The following is a 14890-nucleotide window of genomic DNA, read 5'->3' as shown; positions in this document are numbered from 1 at the left end:
TCTGGCCGGGAGTAAGCGCTTCAGCGGTCGGTGAAGCCGGGCGCGCGGCGCTCCTGGAAAGCCGTTGTGCCCTCCTTGAAGTCGTGCGACACCAGCAGGCGCGACTGCCCCTCGTATTCGAGCTGCAGGGCGGGGTCCAGCTCGGTGAGCGTGGCCGCGTTGATCGCCTGCTTGGTCTTGGCGAACGCGACCGCCGGGCCCGCCAGCAGCCTCTCGATCACCTTGTCCGCCTCGGCGTCGAAGTCGTCCGCGGGATAGACCGCGGTGACCAGTCCCCAGGACAAGGCCTCGGTGGCCGGCAATCGTTCGGGCAGCAACGCCATCTGCATCGCCCGGGTCCGGCCGATCGCGGCCGCGATCAGCGCCGACGCGCCGCCGTCGGGCATCAACCCGATCTTGGTGAACGCGAGCATGAAAAACGCTTTCTCGGAAGCCAATACGACGTCACATGCCAGCGCGAGGGACACGCCCACGCCGGCCGCCGGACCCTGGACGACGGCGACCACCGGGTGCGGCACCGCGACGACGGCCCGCACCAGCCGGTTGATCTCCAGGACGATTTCGTCCGGCGGGACCCCGCCGCTGCCCGACATGTCGTCGGCGCTGATGCCCGCCCCGGAGCAGAAGCCGCGGCCGGCTCCGCCGAGGCGCACGACCCGGACGTCGGGGTCGGTGGCCGCCCGTTCCATCGCGTCGGCGATGCCGGTGATCACCGGGATCGTCAGGGAATTCAGGCTGTCGGGGCGGTTGATGGTCACCGACAGCACCCCGTCGGTCAGCGTGACGTCGAGACCCGCGACGGGTGCGAGCGTGGCGATCCCAGAATCCGGCATGGGCCCCAGACTAGGTGACCGGGCTGCGCGGGCGTTCGGCGCGGCTGCGAAGATGCGAACAACCGGTTGTTCGACGACGAAAGGTCGGTGCGCCAATGGCGGGACCGCTGCGGGGATTGCGTGTTGTCGAGTTGTCCGGCATCGGGCCCGGCCCGCATGCCGCGATGATTCTGGGGGATCTCGGTGCGGATGTGGTGCGCATCGACCGGCCGTCGGGTAATGCCGCGGATGGCGGCAGGGACTCAGTGAAGGACTCCATGAGTCGCAATCGGCGCGTGGTCACGGCCGACCTCAAGTCCGACGAGGGACGCGACCTGGTGCTGCGGCTCGTCGCCAAGGCCGACGTGCTGATCGAGGGCTACCGGCCCGGGGTCACCGAGCGGCTCGGCCTGGGCCCCGAGGACTGCGCGAAGGTCAATGACCGCCTGGTCTACGCCCGCATGACCGGCTGGGGCCAGGCCGGCCCCCGCAGCCAGCAGGCGGGCCACGACATCAACTACATCTCGCTGAACGGGATCCTGCACGCCATCGGCCGGGCTGGCGAGCGGCCGGTGCCGCCGCTCAACCTGGTCGGCGACTTCGGCGGTGGCTCGATGTTCCTGCTGGTCGGCATCCTCTCCGCGCTGTGGGAGCGGCAGAGCTCCGGCAAGGGGCAGGTCGTCGACGCCGCCATGGTCGACGGGTCCAGCGTGCTGATCCAGATGATGTGGCAGATGCGCTCCTCGGGCATGTGGACCGACGTGCGCGGCACCAACATGCTCGACGGCGGCGCTCCCTATTACGACACCTACGAGTGCGCCGACGGCCGCTACGTCGCCGTCGGCGCCATCGAGCCCCAGTTCTACGCGGCGATGCTGGCCGGGCTGGGCCTGGACGCCGCCAACCTGCCGCCGCAGAACGACGCCGCCCGCTGGCCCGAGCTGCGGGCGGTGCTGACCGAGACGTTCGCCAGCCGGGACCGTGACCACTGGGCCAAGGTGTTCGCCGACTCGGACGCCTGCGTGACGCCGGTGCTGGCCTTCGGGGAGGTGCAGACCGAGCCGCACATCACCGAGCGCAACACCTTCTACGAGGTGAACGGGGGCTTGCAGCCGTTGCCGGCGCCGCGGTTCTCCCGCACGTCGCCGGACACCCCCCGCCCGGCGGAGCCGACGGCCGACATCGAATCGGTGCTCAGGGACTGGGTATAGTCGCCAACCAACTGGTTGGCTGGACGATTGGAAGGACTCGCATGGAGATCAAGGACGCCGTAGCCGTCGTCACCGGGGGAGCGTCGGGGCTGGGCCTGGCGACCACCAAGCGGCTGCTCGACGCCGGGGCGCAGGTGGTGGTGCTGGACCTGCGGGGCGAGGAGGCCGTCCGCGAGCTGGGGGAGCGCGCCCGATTCGTGGAGGCCGACGTCACCGACGAGGCCGCCGTCGCCAAGGTGCTCGATGTGGCCGAATCGCTTGGGCCGCTGCGCATCAACGTCAACTGTGCCGGCATCGGCAACGCCATCAAGACGCTGTCCAAGGACGGCCCGTTCCCGCTGGCCGGCTTCAAGAAGGTGGTCGAGGTCAACCTGATCGGCACCTTCAATGTGTTGCGGCTCGCCGCCGAGCGCATCGCGAAAACCGAACCCCTCGGTGAGGAGCGCGGCGTCATCGTCAACACCGCCTCCGTCGCCGCGTTCGACGGCCAGATCGGCCAGGCCGCCTACTCGGCGTCCAAGGGCGGCGTGGTCGGCATGACGCTGCCGATCGCGCGCGACCTGGCCCGCGAGCTCATCCGCGTGGTGACCATCGCGCCCGGGCTGTTCAAGACCCCGCTGCTGGGATCCTTGCCCGAGGAGGCGCAGAAGTCGCTGGGCAAGCAGGTGCCGCACCCGGCCCGGCTCGGTGACCCCGACGAGTATGGGGCGCTCGCGGTGCACATCATCGAGAACCCGATGCTCAACGGGGAGGTCATCCGCCTGGACGGTGCCATTCGCATGGCGCCCCGCTAAGGCGGGGAAACGAAAACCCCCCGCGGTGCGCGGGGGGTTTTCGTCTCAAGCAAGATCGATCGCTATCGACGGAACCATCGGGTGATGGCGGGTTCGGCCATCAGCAGCCGTGCTAGCACGCTCATGGGCGGTCAGCTTGCCGTAGGCAGCGTGTGCTGGTCTTCGAACTGCTCGGAGGTCTCGCCTTCCACCAGCACGTCGCCGTGGTAGAGAGCCTCGAAGTCAGCCTTGATGACATCGGCACTCGAGTCGTCGATCCACATGACTATGAGCGTATGGGTCACCTCTAAGGAATCGGTGAGTCACGATTCGGAAAATAATGGCAATTTACCGACGGGTAGGTTTCCGGTGGGTAGGTGCCGGTTGGAACCGGTTCCAGAGGGTTTGAACCATCCGCCCGCGGGGAGCCGTATTTATCGATAGTGTTGTTTGACACCTGTTAGTTATCGCTGATAAGTTACCGCCGGGTCAGTTGCGGTCCAGCGTGACCGGCACGGCGGCGGGAGGACCGGGGACATGCTGCAAGCGATCGCTCGATTGGCCATAGCGGCACCACGACGAATAATCGCGATCGCAGTCCTGGTCTTCATCGGCGCGGCGGTCTTCGGCATCCCCGTCGCCAAGAGCCTGGCACCCGGGGGCTTCCAGGATCCGAACTCGGAATCAGCGCACGCCATCCAAATCCTCACCGACAAGTTCGGGCAGAGCGGCCAGCAGATGCTGGTCATGGTGACCTCGCCCGCGGGCGCCCAGAGCGACCAGGCGCGCAAGGTGGGCACCGACCTGGTCCGCGATCTGCGGGGTTCGACGTTGGTCTACAACGTGACCTCGGCCTGGACCGCGCCGCCGCAGGCGGCCGCCGATCTGGTCAGCAAGGACGGCAAGTCGGGGCTGATCGTCATCAACCTCAAGGGCGGCGAGAACTTCGCGCAGAGCAACGCCCAAACCCTGGCGGACCAATTCGTCCACGACCGTGACGGTGTCACCGTCCGCGCCGGCGGCCCGGCGATGCAGTACGCCCAGATCAACAAGCAGAACCAGGAAGACCTCGTCGTCATGGAGATCATCGCGCTGCCGCTGAGCTTCCTGGTGCTGATCTGGGTGTTCGGTGGGCTGCTCGCGGCGGCGCTGCCGATGGCCCTCGGCGCGCTGGCGGTGGTCGGTTCGATGACGGTGTTGCGGCTCATCACCTTCACCACCGAGGTGTCGATCTTCGCCCTGAACCTCAGCACCGCGCTGGGCCTCGCGCTGGCGATCGACTACACCTTGCTGATCGTCAGCCGATACCGCGACGAACTGGCCGAGGGCAGCGACCGCAACGACGCGCTGATCCGAACGATGGCCACCTCCGGCCGCACCGTGCTGTTCTCCGCCGTCACCGTGGCGTTGTCGATGTCGGCGACGGTGGCGTTCCCGATGTACTTCCTCAAGTCGTTCGCGTACGCCGGTGTGGCCACCGTGGCCTTCGTCGCCACCGCGTCCATCGTGGTGACCCCGGCCGCGATCGTGCTGCTGGGGGACCGGCTGGACGCGCTGGACGTGCGCCGGCTGATCCGCCACGCCCTGCGCCGGCCTGACCCGCTGCACCGGCCGGTCGAGCAGTGGTTCTGGTACCGGTCGAGCAAGTTCGTGATGCGGCGCTGGGCGCCGGTCGGCCTGTCCGTCATGGCGTTGCTGCTGTTGCTGGGGCTGCCGTTCTTCTCGGTGAAGTGGGGCTTCCCCGACGACCGGGTGCTGCCGCGTTCGGCGTCGTCGCATCAGGTCGGCGACGAGTTGCGCACCGGGTTCGCGCACGACTCCGCGACGGCGGTGCCCGTCGTCGTCCGTGACGTCCGCGGGCTCAACCCGGCGGATCTGGACAAGTACGCCGCCGACCTCTCCCGGGTGCCCGAAGTGTCGGGCGTATCGGCGCCGGGCGGGACCTTCGTGAACGGAAACCCGGTGGGGCCGCCCGCCGCGGCCACCGGGCTGGTCGACGGCAGCGCCTTCCTGACGGTCAACAGCACGGCCCCGCTGTTCACCCAGGCCAATGACACTCAGCTCAAACGGTTGCACGAGGTGCCCGGGCCGGGCGGCCGAGCCGTCGAAATGGGCGGTGTCGCACAAATCAACCGGGACAGCGTCGACGCGGTGACCGACCGGCTCCCGCTGGTGCTGGGACTGATGGCCGCCGTCACGTTCGTGTTGCTGTTCTTGCTCACCGGAAGCGTGGTGCTGCCGCTGAAGGCATTGGTGTGCAACGTGCTGTCGCTTAGTGCGGCGTTCGGGGCGCTGGTGTGGATTTTCCAGGACGGCCACCTCGGCGCGCTCGGCACCACCCCCAGCGGAACGCTGGTGGCCAACATGCCAGTGCTGTTGTTCTGCATAGCCTTTGGGTTGTCGATGGATTACGAGGTGTTCCTGATCTCCCGCATCCGGGAGTACTGGCTCGAGTACCGACCGGCGAATCCGACCGCAAGAGAGGCGCACGCCGCCAACGACGAAGCGGTGGCGCACGGCGTCGCCCGCACCGGACGGGTGATCACCGCGGCCGCGCTGGTGATGTCGATGTCGTTCGCCGCGCTGATCGCCGCGCACGTGTCGTTCATGCGGATGTTCGGTCTCGGGCTGGTGCTCGCCGTGTTCGCGGACGCGACGCTGGTGCGGATGGTCCTGGTCCCCGCGTTCATGCACGTGATGGGCCGCTGGAACTGGTGGGCGCCAAGGCCTTTGGTGTGGCTGCACGAGCGGTTCGGCATCAGCGAGGCGCCGTCGGAGATCGCGCTGCACGCCGAGCCGACCGAGGGGCCGGTGCAGCACAACGGGCGCCCGATCGAGGAGTCGGTGACCCACAGTGGTTGACGTATCGGCCGAAGGTCTGCGTCGCGCGAGGGCGCCTCGCGGCTCCGGCGAGCGCCTGCGCGACGAGATCCTGGACGCCACTACCGAGCTGCTGTTGGAAACCGGGCACGCCCGCTCGGTGTCGATCCGTTCGGTGGCACAACGCGTCGGCGTCACGCCGCCGTCGATCTATCTGCATTTCTCCGACAAGGACGCCCTGCTCGACGCGGTGTGCGCGCGCTACTTCGAAAAGCTGGACCCCGAAATGCGGCGCCTTGCGGCCGAACACACCTCCCCGGTGGCGGTGCTGCGTGCGCAGGGGCTGGCCTATGTCCGGCTCGCGGTCCAGACCCCGGAGTTGTACCGGATCGCCACGATGGGTGAGTGGCGGTCCGGGAGCAGCGTCGACGCCACGCTGAGCAACTCCGCGTTCGAGCACATCCGCGCCACCGTGCAGCGGCTGATGGACGACGGCACCTACCGCCCCGTCGACCCGACCACCCTCGCGCTGGAGTTGTGGACCGCGCTGCACGGCGTCGCGGCCATGTTGATCGCCAAGCCGCACCTGCCGTTCGGCGACGCCGAGGCGTTCGCCGACCGGGTGCTGTCCTCGGTGTTCTGCGGACAATTGGTAATGGGATACTGCGGCCGGGACGCCACACCCCAGATGCTGGCGTCATGGGTGGCGGCGCATCGGCCGCAGGAGGAGTCGCGGAGATGACGCAGGCAGCCGAGCGCGCGATCGACAACCCGTTCTTCGCGCGTGTTTGGCCCGTCGTCGCCGCCCACGAGGCCGAGGCGGTTCGGGCGCTGCGCCGGGAGAACGTGGCCGGCCTGTCGGGCCGGGTGCTGGAAATCGGCGCGGGCGTCGGGACAAACTTCGCCAACTACCCGCCGGGGGTCGAGCAGGTGGTCGCGGTCGAGCCCGAGCCGCGGCTGAGGACCCATGCCCTTGCCGCGGCCGAGGCGGCGCCCGTGCCCGTCGTCGTGATCGGGGAGACCGCCGAGGCGTTCAGCGACGGCGAGCTCTTCGATGCCGTGGTGTGCTCGCTGGTGTTGTGCTCGGTGCGCGACGTCCCCGGCGTACTGCGGCGCATGTATTCGCTCCTGCGGCCCGGTGGGGAGCTGCGGTATCTCGAGCATGTGGCCAGCGCCGGCGGGCGCGGCCGGCTGCAGCGGTTCGCCGACGCGACGCTGTGGCCCAGGCTGTTCGGCAACTGCCACACGCATCGCGACACCGAGCGCGCGATCGTCGACGGCGGTTTCGAGGTGGACACGTCGCGGCGGGAGTGGACGTTGCCGGTGTGGGCCCCGTTGCCGGTGTCGGAGCTGGCGCTGGGCCGGGCGCGGCGGCCGTAGGTCTTTTCGCCGAGACTGCGCTCAGCGCGTGGGTCGGGGGTTAAATCGCGATCTGTGCGCAGTCTCGGCGCATTCGCGAAAAGCCAACGCGTCTCTAACCCGGCCGATGATGTCGGTGGGACGGTCCGATGCCGTCACCCGGATGACGATCCAGCCGAGCCGCTCCAGCGCCTCACTGCGCCGAATGTCTTTGGTGTACTGCCAACGGTCTATGCGATGCTGCTCGCCGTCATACTCGACGGCAACCATGACGTCGTCCCATCCCATATCGAGGTAATACAGCTGCGCCCAGCGATTACAGGGATCTGGGTCGTGGGCCGCGGCAGGCCCGCGCGGATCAACAGCAGGCGGAGCCACGTCTCTTTCGGTGACTGCGAACCGGGATCGACTAGCGCCAGCGCTCTTTGGAGCCGCCTGAGTCCCCGCGCGCCGCGATGTCGGCCCGCGATTTCGAGGATTTTGCTCGTCTTGGTGCCGGTCGCCCGCATGAGGGCGTCCAAATATGCGATTCCCATTCCCGTGGCCTTGCGCCGACCGATGTCGAATGCCGTGCGCTCAGGCGTGGTAACGGGAATGCCCGCGATCACCCGGATCTCTTCCGGAGGTAGCTCGAAGTCGAACGTATGCAGGCCGCGTGGCGACCGCGCGTTCGACCACACCAACTCAACGGGTAGGTCCTCGTCCACCCACTTCGCCCCGTGCCACGCAGCTGCGGTCAGCCCGGCGAGCACGCCCTGCCGGTGCGACCACAGCCAAGCCGCCACGGCGCGGTCGCGCAGTGTCAACTGTCGATCCCGTCGCACGTAGACGTCGGGAAACACCGCGCGGAATCCAGAGCGCAGCTGGTGCTTCCGCAGCGTCCCGGCCTTCACCGCCTCGCTACCTACAAAAGGTTCGCCGCGCGTCATGAGCGCACGCTCGCCGATCAGGCGGACAGAGACGCATCGAGACTGCGCTCAGTGCGCGATTTTGTGGACAAACCGCGATCTGTGCGCAGTCTCGATGGGCTAAGGAGAATTCAGCAGGGCAGGCAGCCGCTGCAGCAGCTCCGGCAACGCCTGGCTCGCACTCTCGCGGATGCTGATCGTGGCGTTCCGGGTGAGCGGCGTCGGCTCGGGGTTGACCTCCACGACGACGGTGCCGCGGGACAGCGCCAGGTCCGGCAGCCCGGCCGCCGGGTAGACGATCGCCGAGGTACCCACCACCACCATCACGTCGGCGGACTGCGTCGCGTCGACCGCCCGCTGCCACGGCTCATCGGGTAGCGGCTCGCCGAACCAGACGATGTCCGGCCGGATCAGGCCGCCGCAGTGGCACACCGGAGGCTCGACCTCGACCGCCGGTTCGGCCATTCGGGGCAGCGGCCCGGTGTAGTCCATATCGCAACGGTCGCAACGGAATTCAAAGAGGCTTCCGTGCAAATGGTGGACCGGTGTGCTGCCGGCGCGCTCGTGCAGGTCGTCGACGTTCTGGGTGACCACGGTGACCTCGGCGTGATCCTGCCACGCGGCGATGGCGAGGTGCCCGGCGTTGGGTTCGACGTCGGCGACCAGGTAGTGGCGCCACAGATACCAGCCCCACACCCGTTCGGGGTTCTTGCGCCACCCTTGCGTGCTGGACAGCTCGTAGGGATCGAAGCGGGCCCACAATCCGTTCTTGTCGTCCCGGAATGTCGGCACGCCGCTCTCCGCGGAGATCCCCGCGCCGCTGAGCACAGTTACTCGCATCCCACAAAGATAGTCGTGCTTGGGACATACTGAAGAAGTGGAGCTGCGGGATTGGCTGAAGGTCGATGTCAAGGCGGGCAAACCGCTGTTCGACCAGCTCAGAACCCAGGTCATCGACGGGGTCCGGGCGGGTGCGTTGCCTCCTGGTTCCCGGCTCCCGACGGTGCGTGACCTGGCGGGCCAGCTCGGGGTCGCGGCAAACACCGTGGCGCGGGCCTACCGCGAGCTCGAGTCGGCGGCGATCGTCGAAACGCGCGGGCGCTTCGGCACTTTCATCTCCCGCTTCGATCCGACCGACGCCGCGATGGCCGCGGCCGCCAAGGAGTACGTGGAGGTGGCCAAGGCGCTGGGCCTGAACAAGTCCGACGCGATGCGCTACCTGACCAACGTGCCCGACGACTGACGTTGGCGCGCAAGGCAATCAACGCAACACTTTGTCCAGGGTGCGCAGGTTGCGGGTGGTTGTCGAGGACTTGTAGCGGGGCTTGCCCATCGTTTTGCCGATCGTGCTGTCCAGCGTGCTGCCCTTCCGAACCTGCCAGTAGACGACGCCGTCGCCGCGGCTGATCTTCTCGTCGGGGCCCGCGCGCAGCTTGGCCAGCTCGTCGAGCACCGCCTCGTCGGCGACGAACGTGACGTAGGACTGGTACCCCTCGACCTCGCGCTCGAAGGGGTAGGCGTCGACGACGGCACGCACCGTATCGATGTCGTACACCAGCACCCACGCGTCATAGCCGAACCGCTCGCGCAGCGTGGCCTCGGCCTTCTTGCGCACCGCGGCCGCCCCGCCGGACGACTCCAGCAGCACGTTGCCGCTGGCCAAGATCGTGCGGACATTGGCGAACCCGGCTCCGGTCAACGCGGCGGCCACCTCGGCCATTTTGAGGTTGACGCCGCCGACGTTGACCCCGCGCAGGAACGCCGCGCATGTGGTCATACCTCGATTTCACCACGACGTAGGCTCGGTGCATGGGACGCCAAGTCTTCGACGACAAGCTGTTGGCCGTGATCAGCGGGAACTCCCTCGGAGTGCTGGCCACCATCAAGCGCGACGGGCGGCCCCAACTGTCGAACGTGAGCTATCACTTCGACCCGCGCGAGTTGGTGGTGCGCGTGTCGATCACCGAGCCGCGGGCAAAGACGCGCAACCTGCGCCGCGATCCGCGTGCCTCGATCCTGGTCGACGCCGACGACGGATGGTCGTATGCCGTCGCCGAGGGGACGGCCGAGCTGACGCCCCCGGCCGCAGCGCCCGGCGACGACACCGTCGAGGCGCTGATTGCCTTGTATCGCAACATCGCCGGGGAGCACCCGGACTGGGATGAATTCCGGGAGGCGATGGTCACCGACCGGCGGGTGCTGATGACGCTGCGGATCTCGCACGTCTACGGCATGCCGCCGGGTAAGCGGTAAAACCAGGAGCCACGCGCGCCCGTCCAGGCTAGGCTGCCGGTATGGCCGAATCGAACTCCGAACACGAGGACGACACGAAGCGCAAGTTCCGCGAAGCCCTCGACCGCAAGAAGGCCAAGTCGGCGGGCGCATCCGATCACAAAGACGGCGGCGACAAGCACTCGCGGGCACACGGTCCGGTGGAGAGCCGCCGCGAATTCCGCCGCAAGAGCGGTTAATTCGTGTGGGCCCTGTCCACCAGCTGCGGGGTCAAGCCGAATTTGTCGACGAGCAACAACCAATCGCCGGCGGCGACGGAGTAGTCGGCCGGCCGGTTCACCCGATCCGGAACGGTGCCGCGCCACGCGAACCGCGCTGAGTAGTCCAGGAGGCCGCGGTACTCCTGACATCCGATGGGCATGGGCTCCACGCCGGGAACGCACAGCACGACAACGGGCGACGGCTCGGGTTGCTTGTAGGGCGGGCCGTTTCGCCACCGCCGGCACCTGTAGGTTTCCGGCGTCGCGCTCACCTGCGCGCACGGCGCCGTGGCGATGACGGCCCCGTTGCTCGCGTCGACCACGCGGATCCAATCCGCGCCCAGCTCCAGGGCCACCAGTGGTTGCGACGACGATGCGAAGAGTCGTTGCTTGCCCGCGACGGACCACGTCGACATCTGCTGCGCCAATTCCATGTTGGGATACAGCAGGCAGCGAGTCAGTTCCGCCGCCCCTAGTCGGTGCGCATCCAGGCGACTTCGGCGGCCGACCATGGCGAGCAGCTCGTCGAAATCCGAGGCCCACAACCACGCGTCGACGTAGCCCTGGGGCGATTCGTCGAGCAGGGTCCCGGCACCAACGCGATGATCCCGTCCGCCGAGCACAAAGTGATGGGCACCGGAGCGCAGGTGCAGCGCGCTGCCCATCGTTTTGGTCCTGCCACCGTAGGCCCAGAGGCCGAGCGTCGCATCGCTGAACGAGAACACCACCGCGTGCCCCTTATTGACGGTCAGCCCGTCGGCCGCGACCGTAATCGGGATCTCCCCGGTGGCGCGCCACCCGACGTAGGCGAGCGCCATCACGACAAGGACGATCCCGACCACGACGGTCGCGGTGCTGTGTTCCCAGCCCGCCGGGGCGTGCTCCGCCACATAGAAGCCGCCGTAGACCGCCGCCAGCGCCACCCCCATGACGATGAAGTAGATCCAGTTGGGGCGCGCCTCGTCGGTGATCATTCGGGATATCGCCTTGGACATCGGGAACGGGAGCTTGGCCACGAACTGCCGCCCGGCGGTCGACTCGTCCCGCACGCTCATCCCGAAAGGATGTCACCGGTTCAGTCGACTGTGAATAGGCCGATCGACGGGTCGGCCTGGCCGGGTTGGCCGCGCAGGCTGCCCCGGGTGCTCGGGTGTCCGAAGTTCAATTCCGACGGGTCCTTCTGGTACGCCCAATCCGCCACGATCGTGCGGTGGCTGAACTTCCAGGCGCCGTCGTGTTTGAGGTACCGGTCCAGATACCGGCCGCCGATGATGACGTCGATGTCGTGCTCGGGACCGGCGAACGTGTGAAACACCAGGCAGTAGATCTCACCGCGGGCCGTGTCGCCGTCGATCACGAAATTCGTTGTGGTGACGTTGTGTTGGGAGACGCGCACATAGGGCTCGGCAACCCGTAGTTGTCCGATGAACTGTTCGACGCCGCCGCTGGAGAACGAGCCGTGCGAGTCGGTCGCGTCGGGGTGGTACAGGTTCCGCAGCGCTGCATAGTCAGCGCGGTCGACGGCCCGGCAGTAGGCGGTGACGAGCTGATGCAACTCGTCCCGGGCCAGCATCAGTTCCAACTTGGCCTCATCCACCACCACGCCACGATAGCCCGGGCGCTAGAGTCGGCGTATGTCGAAGCTCTGCCTGGCGCAGGAGCCCGGGGCCGATGCGCTGCTGGAAGATGACCCGTTCGCGTTGCTGGTCGGCATGCTCCTGGACCAACAGGTGCCGTTCGAGACGGCCTTCGCCGGCCCGAAGAAGATCGCGGACCGGATGGGCGGCCTGGACGCGGCCAAGATCGCCGACTACGACCCGGACAAGTTCGCCGCCTTGTGCTCGGAAAGGCCTGCGGTGCACCGCTTCCCGGGATCGATGGCCAAGCGCATCCAGGCCCTGGCGCAGATCATCGTGGACCGCTACGACGGCGACGCCGCCGGGTTGTGGAAGGCCGGCAAGCCCGACGGGCAAGAGCTGCTGCGCCGGCTCAAGGGGCTACCCGGTTTCGGCGAGCAGAAGGCGAAGATCTTCCTGGCGCTGCTCGGCAAGCAGTACGGCGTGACGCCGACGGGCTGGCGGGCGGCGGCCGGCGACTTCGGCAAGGCGGGCGCGCACCTGTCCGTCGCCGACATCGTCGACGCGCAGTCCCTCGGGAAGGTGCGATCGTATAAAAAGCAGATGAAGGCAGCAGCGAAGGGAAAGGCGGCAACGTGAAGACACACATAACGTGTCCCTGCGGCGAAGCCATCACGGGCAAGGACGAGGACGAGCTGGTCGAGCTCACCCAGGCTCACCTCGCCAGCGCCCATCCGGGCCTCGAGTACGACCGCGACGCCATCCTCTTCATGGCGTACTAGCTACACGCCACCCCCGGCGGCCGACAGCTGACGAAGGACGCGCAGGAACGCGCGGCGATCGTCGGCCGACAGCCGCCCCAGCCAGCGCTCTTCGCCGCGCTGGATGTCTTCCTGCGCACCATCTTTCGCGGCACGGCCCGCCTCGGTGAGCGCCAGTAGCCGCACGCGCCGGTCGTCCGGGTCGGGCCGGCGTTCGATGTAGCCCCGCTCCTGCAAGTCGTCGAGGGTGGGGATGATGCGGGTCTTGTCGGCGCCGATCGCCTCCGCGAGGGCAGCCTGGCTGCGTACCGGCGAGCGATCCAGCGCGCTCAGCACCACGTAGCCCCACATCGACAATCCGTGCGCCTGCAGCACGGGGACCTCGGCCGCCATCATCTCGCGAACCAGCGGCGCCATCATCGCCGCGAGATCGGGACGCCTGGTCGCCATGCTGGAAGCGTAGCGTTGACAGACGATATGCGCATGCATACGATCTGCCCATGCATACGATATCTGACGTTCGACCGTTCCACCGCGCGGCCGTGCAGGCGTCCGTCGAGATCGTCGCGGCCGTTACCCGCGACGATCTGAATCGGCCCACACCCTGCGCGGGCTGGAACCTGCTCGACCTGCTCGCCCACATGACCGCGCAGCATCACGGGTTCGCCGCCGCGGCGCGTGGCGGCGGCGCCAGCGAGACGGTTTGGGCGACCGACCGCGTGGTCGACGCCGTCGCGGCCGATCCGGGCGGCAGCTACGCCGCGGCGGCGGCCGACGTGCTCGACGCGTTCGCCGCCGACGGGGTGCTCGAGGCGAGTTTTTCGTTGCCCGAATTCGGCCCCGGGGCGGCGTTCCCCGGCGCGATCGCGATCGGCTTCCACTTCGTGGACTACGTGGTGCACGGCTGGGACGTCGCGCGGAGCATCGGTGCGCCCCTTGCGCTTTCGGACGACGTGGTGGCCGCCGTGCTACCGCTGGTGTTCGTCGTTCCGGACGGGGAGTACCGCACGACGCAGGGTGCCCCGTTCGGCCCGGCCCTCACCGCGCCCGACGGCGCGAGCGACCTCGACCGCATTGTCAGCCATCTCGGTCGCTCGCCCGGCTGGAAACTCTAGGGCACCACAGTCGAGCCGATGGTGGGCATGAACTGGCACTGCTTTTCTTTGGTGGTGACCTGGCCGAAGATCGTCGACATGATGCTGCCCGAGCCGGTGTCGACGATCGCCGTCAGCGTCGTCGGCCCGTCCCCGTTGATGTCGGTGCGCGGCTTGAGCGCCACCGTCCCCGACTTGCCCGTGGTCAGGTTGACCCAGGTGACGTTCAACGGCAGCTTCTGCACCTCGGCGGGCCCCGGCGTGCCGACCGCGGTGAACACGTAGGCGGTCTGGCCCGGCCCGGGTCCCGGCGTCGGGATCTTGGCCGGCCCCGCCACCGATAGCGCGGTCGCGATCGAACTACTGCCGTCGGCAAGGCAATTCGTGCCGATCGAGGGATACATGAAGTCCTGCGTGGGCGGGGCGTCAGGGCCCAGACCCGGCGCGGGAGCCGGCGCGGACGCGGGTGCGGCGTCCGGGGCGGGAGCCGGCGCGGGTGCCGGTGCCGCGGCGGGTGCCGGTGGCGGCACGGCGGCCGCGACGGGCTCGGTGCCCGGCGTGGCGGCCGGCGGCGTGGCCGCGGAGGGGGCGGCCTGGGGTGCCGTAACGGGCCCCGGGCCCGCCGCGCGAGCCGGATCGATTCCCGGCGGCAGGTGCGACTGCAGCCCGGGCTCGATGCCCAAGGGCGGCACGTGCTGCACCGGTGCCCCGGAAACCGGCGCACCCGGCTCGGCCACGAACTTATTCACGGACGCCGCAACGTTTTTGGATTCGTCGGGCGCCGTCGGGTTGTGCGTGAAAGCTTGAGCGGCCGCCATCAGCAGCTGCGTAGCCTGCCCGGGATTGCTGGCCGCCTGCTGGATTATCGGGCTCAGCTCCGACAGCGCCGGCAGGCCGGGCAGCTGCTGGGTCGAGTTCGCCTGCGGTGTCGGCTGCGGCGCCGCCGGGTCGGCCACCGCGCTCGGGCAGAACCCGAACGCGGCAGCCGACGCCGTGACGAGAGCGGCCAAACCCTTGGACAGATTCCGAGTGGTTGCCACGATGTCCTCCGGTCGTTGGTGGCGGTTTAGTCGGCTAACGAAC

19 protein-coding genes and 1 pseudogene are annotated in these 14890 nt (G+C 68.4%); 11 read left to right on the top strand and 9 right to left on the bottom strand.

What is annotated here, in order from left to right:
- Positions 1-20: 20 nt before the first annotated feature.
- The gene (locus tag AC5Y5E_RS21205) at positions 21-833 is read right to left on the bottom strand and encodes an enoyl-CoA hydratase (protein ID WP_499904759.1); all 813 of its coding nucleotides are present in this window, start codon (positions 831-833) and stop codon (positions 21-23) included.
- 95 nt (positions 834-928) lie between these two features.
- Between AC5Y5E_RS21205 and AC5Y5E_RS21200 the strand changes: the two genes are divergently transcribed.
- Together AC5Y5E_RS21200 and AC5Y5E_RS21195 are read left to right on the top strand one after the other, a co-directional pair.
- Positions 929-2023: a CaiB/BaiF CoA transferase family protein gene (locus tag AC5Y5E_RS21200; RefSeq protein WP_499904757.1), complete on the top strand. Its 1095-nt coding sequence runs from the start codon at positions 929-931 to the stop codon at positions 2021-2023.
- A 41-nt stretch (positions 2024-2064) separates the two neighbouring features.
- The gene (locus AC5Y5E_RS21195; RefSeq protein WP_499904756.1) at positions 2065-2817 is read left to right on the top strand and encodes a 3-hydroxyacyl-CoA dehydrogenase; all 753 of its coding nucleotides are present in this window, start codon (positions 2065-2067) and stop codon (positions 2815-2817) included.
- Between the two features lie 131 nt (positions 2818-2948).
- On the opposite strand, the gene AC5Y5E_RS21190 is transcribed toward AC5Y5E_RS21195, so the two are convergent.
- A complete protein-coding gene (locus AC5Y5E_RS21190; protein ID WP_142282293.1) occupies positions 2949-3080 on the bottom strand; it encodes a hypothetical protein in 132 nt (43 codons plus the stop codon).
- Between the two features lie 253 nt (positions 3081-3333).
- Here AC5Y5E_RS21190 and AC5Y5E_RS21185 point away from each other — a divergent pair, with 253 nt between their 5' ends.
- From AC5Y5E_RS21185 to AC5Y5E_RS21175, 3 genes are read left to right on the top strand one after another with little or no spacing between them, the layout of a single operon-like run.
- Positions 3334-5658 carry an MMPL family transporter gene (locus AC5Y5E_RS21185; protein ID WP_499904754.1) on the top strand — a complete coding sequence of 775 codons (2325 nt, stop codon included), beginning with the start codon at positions 3334-3336 and terminating at the stop codon, positions 5656-5658.
- Positions 5651-6358, top strand: coding sequence for a TetR/AcrR family transcriptional regulator (locus AC5Y5E_RS21180; protein WP_499904753.1), 708 nt, complete (start codon positions 5651-5653; stop codon positions 6356-6358). The genes AC5Y5E_RS21185 and AC5Y5E_RS21180 overlap by 8 nt, the downstream gene beginning before the upstream one ends.
- Positions 6355-6996 (top strand): methyltransferase domain-containing protein, encoded by a 642-nt coding sequence (locus tag AC5Y5E_RS21175; protein ID WP_499904751.1) that lies wholly within the window; start codon positions 6355-6357, stop codon positions 6994-6996. The genes AC5Y5E_RS21180 and AC5Y5E_RS21175 overlap by 4 nt, the downstream gene beginning before the upstream one ends.
- A 21-nt stretch (positions 6997-7017) precedes the next feature.
- Here AC5Y5E_RS21175 and AC5Y5E_RS21170 read toward each other — a convergent pair.
- A pseudogene (locus AC5Y5E_RS21170) lies at positions 7018-7904 on the bottom strand (type IV toxin-antitoxin system AbiEi family antitoxin).
- A gap of 99 nt (positions 7905-8003) precedes the next feature.
- The gene (locus AC5Y5E_RS21165; RefSeq protein ID WP_499904750.1) at positions 8004-8723 is read right to left on the bottom strand and encodes an NAD-dependent deacylase; all 720 of its coding nucleotides are present in this window, start codon (positions 8721-8723) and stop codon (positions 8004-8006) included.
- A gap of 37 nt (positions 8724-8760) precedes the next feature.
- Here AC5Y5E_RS21165 and AC5Y5E_RS21160 point away from each other — a divergent pair, with 37 nt between their 5' ends.
- Positions 8761-9126, top strand: coding sequence for an Rv1152 family transcriptional regulator (locus AC5Y5E_RS21160; protein WP_499904748.1), 366 nt, complete (start codon positions 8761-8763; stop codon positions 9124-9126).
- A gap of 18 nt (positions 9127-9144) precedes the next feature.
- Here the strand turns inward: AC5Y5E_RS21160 and AC5Y5E_RS21155 are convergent, their stop codons facing one another.
- Positions 9145-9660 carry a DUF1697 domain-containing protein gene (locus tag AC5Y5E_RS21155; protein WP_499904747.1) on the bottom strand — a complete coding sequence of 172 codons (516 nt, stop codon included), beginning with the start codon at positions 9658-9660 and terminating at the stop codon, positions 9145-9147.
- A gap of 32 nt (positions 9661-9692) precedes the next feature.
- On the opposite strand from AC5Y5E_RS21155, the gene AC5Y5E_RS21150 reads away from it, so the two are divergent.
- Together AC5Y5E_RS21150 and AC5Y5E_RS21145 are read left to right on the top strand one after the other, a co-directional pair.
- Entirely contained in the window at positions 9693-10136 is a 444-nt protein-coding gene (locus AC5Y5E_RS21150; protein ID WP_499904745.1) for a PPOX class F420-dependent oxidoreductase, read from the top strand.
- A gap of 41 nt (positions 10137-10177) precedes the next feature.
- A complete protein-coding gene (locus AC5Y5E_RS21145) occupies positions 10178-10354 on the top strand; it encodes a DUF5302 domain-containing protein (protein ID WP_499883646.1) in 177 nt (58 codons plus the stop codon).
- On the opposite strand, the gene AC5Y5E_RS21140 is transcribed toward AC5Y5E_RS21145, so the two are convergent.
- Together AC5Y5E_RS21140 and AC5Y5E_RS21135 are read right to left on the bottom strand one after the other, a co-directional pair.
- Positions 10351-11430 carry a hypothetical protein gene (locus AC5Y5E_RS21140; RefSeq protein ID WP_499904744.1) on the bottom strand — a complete coding sequence of 360 codons (1080 nt, stop codon included), beginning with the start codon at positions 11428-11430 and terminating at the stop codon, positions 10351-10353. The genes AC5Y5E_RS21145 and AC5Y5E_RS21140 overlap by 4 nt on opposite strands.
- A gap of 20 nt (positions 11431-11450) precedes the next feature.
- Entirely contained in the window at positions 11451-11978 is a 528-nt protein-coding gene (locus AC5Y5E_RS21135) for a nuclear transport factor 2 family protein (RefSeq protein WP_499904742.1), read from the bottom strand.
- 31 nt (positions 11979-12009) lie between these two features.
- Between AC5Y5E_RS21135 and AC5Y5E_RS21130 the strand changes: the two genes are divergently transcribed.
- Both AC5Y5E_RS21130 and AC5Y5E_RS21125 read left to right on the top strand, forming a co-directional pair.
- On the top strand, positions 12010-12591 hold the full coding sequence (locus AC5Y5E_RS21130) for an HhH-GPD-type base excision DNA repair protein (RefSeq protein WP_499904741.1): 582 nt from the start codon (positions 12010-12012) through the stop codon (positions 12589-12591).
- Complete coding sequence (locus AC5Y5E_RS21125; RefSeq protein WP_068103058.1) at positions 12588-12734, top strand: DUF1059 domain-containing protein; 147 nt, start codon at positions 12588-12590, stop codon at positions 12732-12734. The genes AC5Y5E_RS21130 and AC5Y5E_RS21125 overlap by 4 nt, the downstream gene beginning before the upstream one ends.
- Here the strand turns inward: AC5Y5E_RS21125 and AC5Y5E_RS21120 are convergent, their stop codons facing one another.
- A complete protein-coding gene (locus AC5Y5E_RS21120) occupies positions 12735-13163 on the bottom strand; it encodes a MarR family winged helix-turn-helix transcriptional regulator (RefSeq protein WP_499904739.1) in 429 nt (142 codons plus the stop codon). It abuts the gene before it with no gap.
- A gap of 50 nt (positions 13164-13213) precedes the next feature.
- Between AC5Y5E_RS21120 and AC5Y5E_RS21115 the strand changes: the two genes are divergently transcribed.
- A complete protein-coding gene (locus tag AC5Y5E_RS21115; protein ID WP_499904737.1) occupies positions 13214-13828 on the top strand; it encodes a TIGR03086 family metal-binding protein in 615 nt (204 codons plus the stop codon).
- On the opposite strand, the gene AC5Y5E_RS21110 is transcribed toward AC5Y5E_RS21115, so the two are convergent.
- Positions 13825-14847, bottom strand: coding sequence for an Rv1157c family protein (locus tag AC5Y5E_RS21110; RefSeq protein ID WP_499904736.1), 1023 nt, complete (start codon positions 14845-14847; stop codon positions 13825-13827). The genes AC5Y5E_RS21115 and AC5Y5E_RS21110 overlap by 4 nt on opposite strands.
- Positions 14848-14890: the final 43 nt, after the last annotated feature.

This window comes from Mycobacterium sp. NGS54 (assembly GCF_059812465.1).
Note: the sequence above shows the minus strand (reverse complement) of the source record. Positions and strands in the feature narration are given on the sequence as shown.

What these genes read in the sequence shown, in the direction of transcription:
- AC5Y5E_RS21145 (WP_499883646.1), top strand. Translation starts at nt 10,178, where the DNA reads ATGGCCGAATCGAACTCCGAACACGAGGACGACACGAAGCGCAAGTTC.
- AC5Y5E_RS21185 (WP_499904754.1), top strand. Translation starts at nt 3,334, where the DNA reads ATGCTGCAAGCGATCGCTCGATTGGCCATAGCGGCACCACGACGAATA.
- AC5Y5E_RS21140 (WP_499904744.1), bottom strand. Translation starts at nt 11,430, where the DNA reads ATGAGCGTGCGGGACGAGTCGACCGCCGGGCGGCAGTTCGTGGCCAAG.
- AC5Y5E_RS21150 (WP_499904745.1), top strand. Translation starts at nt 9,693, where the DNA reads ATGGGACGCCAAGTCTTCGACGACAAGCTGTTGGCCGTGATCAGCGGG.
- AC5Y5E_RS21175 (WP_499904751.1), top strand. Translation starts at nt 6,355, where the DNA reads ATGACGCAGGCAGCCGAGCGCGCGATCGACAACCCGTTCTTCGCGCGT.
- AC5Y5E_RS21195 (WP_499904756.1), top strand. Translation starts at nt 2,065, where the DNA reads ATGGAGATCAAGGACGCCGTAGCCGTCGTCACCGGGGGAGCGTCGGGG.
- AC5Y5E_RS21120 (WP_499904739.1), bottom strand. Translation starts at nt 13,163, where the DNA reads ATGGCGACCAGGCGTCCCGATCTCGCGGCGATGATGGCGCCGCTGGTT.
- AC5Y5E_RS21155 (WP_499904747.1), bottom strand. Translation starts at nt 9,660, where the DNA reads ATGACCACATGCGCGGCGTTCCTGCGCGGGGTCAACGTCGGCGGCGTC.
- AC5Y5E_RS21190 (WP_142282293.1), bottom strand. Translation starts at nt 3,080, where the DNA reads ATGTGGATCGACGACTCGAGTGCCGATGTCATCAAGGCTGACTTCGAG.
- AC5Y5E_RS21200 (WP_499904757.1), top strand. Translation starts at nt 929, where the DNA reads ATGGCGGGACCGCTGCGGGGATTGCGTGTTGTCGAGTTGTCCGGCATC.
- AC5Y5E_RS21115 (WP_499904737.1), top strand. Translation starts at nt 13,214, where the DNA reads ATGCATACGATATCTGACGTTCGACCGTTCCACCGCGCGGCCGTGCAG.
- AC5Y5E_RS21130 (WP_499904741.1), top strand. Translation starts at nt 12,010, where the DNA reads ATGTCGAAGCTCTGCCTGGCGCAGGAGCCCGGGGCCGATGCGCTGCTG.
- AC5Y5E_RS21165 (WP_499904750.1), bottom strand. Translation starts at nt 8,723, where the DNA reads ATGCGAGTAACTGTGCTCAGCGGCGCGGGGATCTCCGCGGAGAGCGGC.
- AC5Y5E_RS21205 (WP_499904759.1), bottom strand. Translation starts at nt 833, where the DNA reads ATGCCGGATTCTGGGATCGCCACGCTCGCACCCGTCGCGGGTCTCGAC.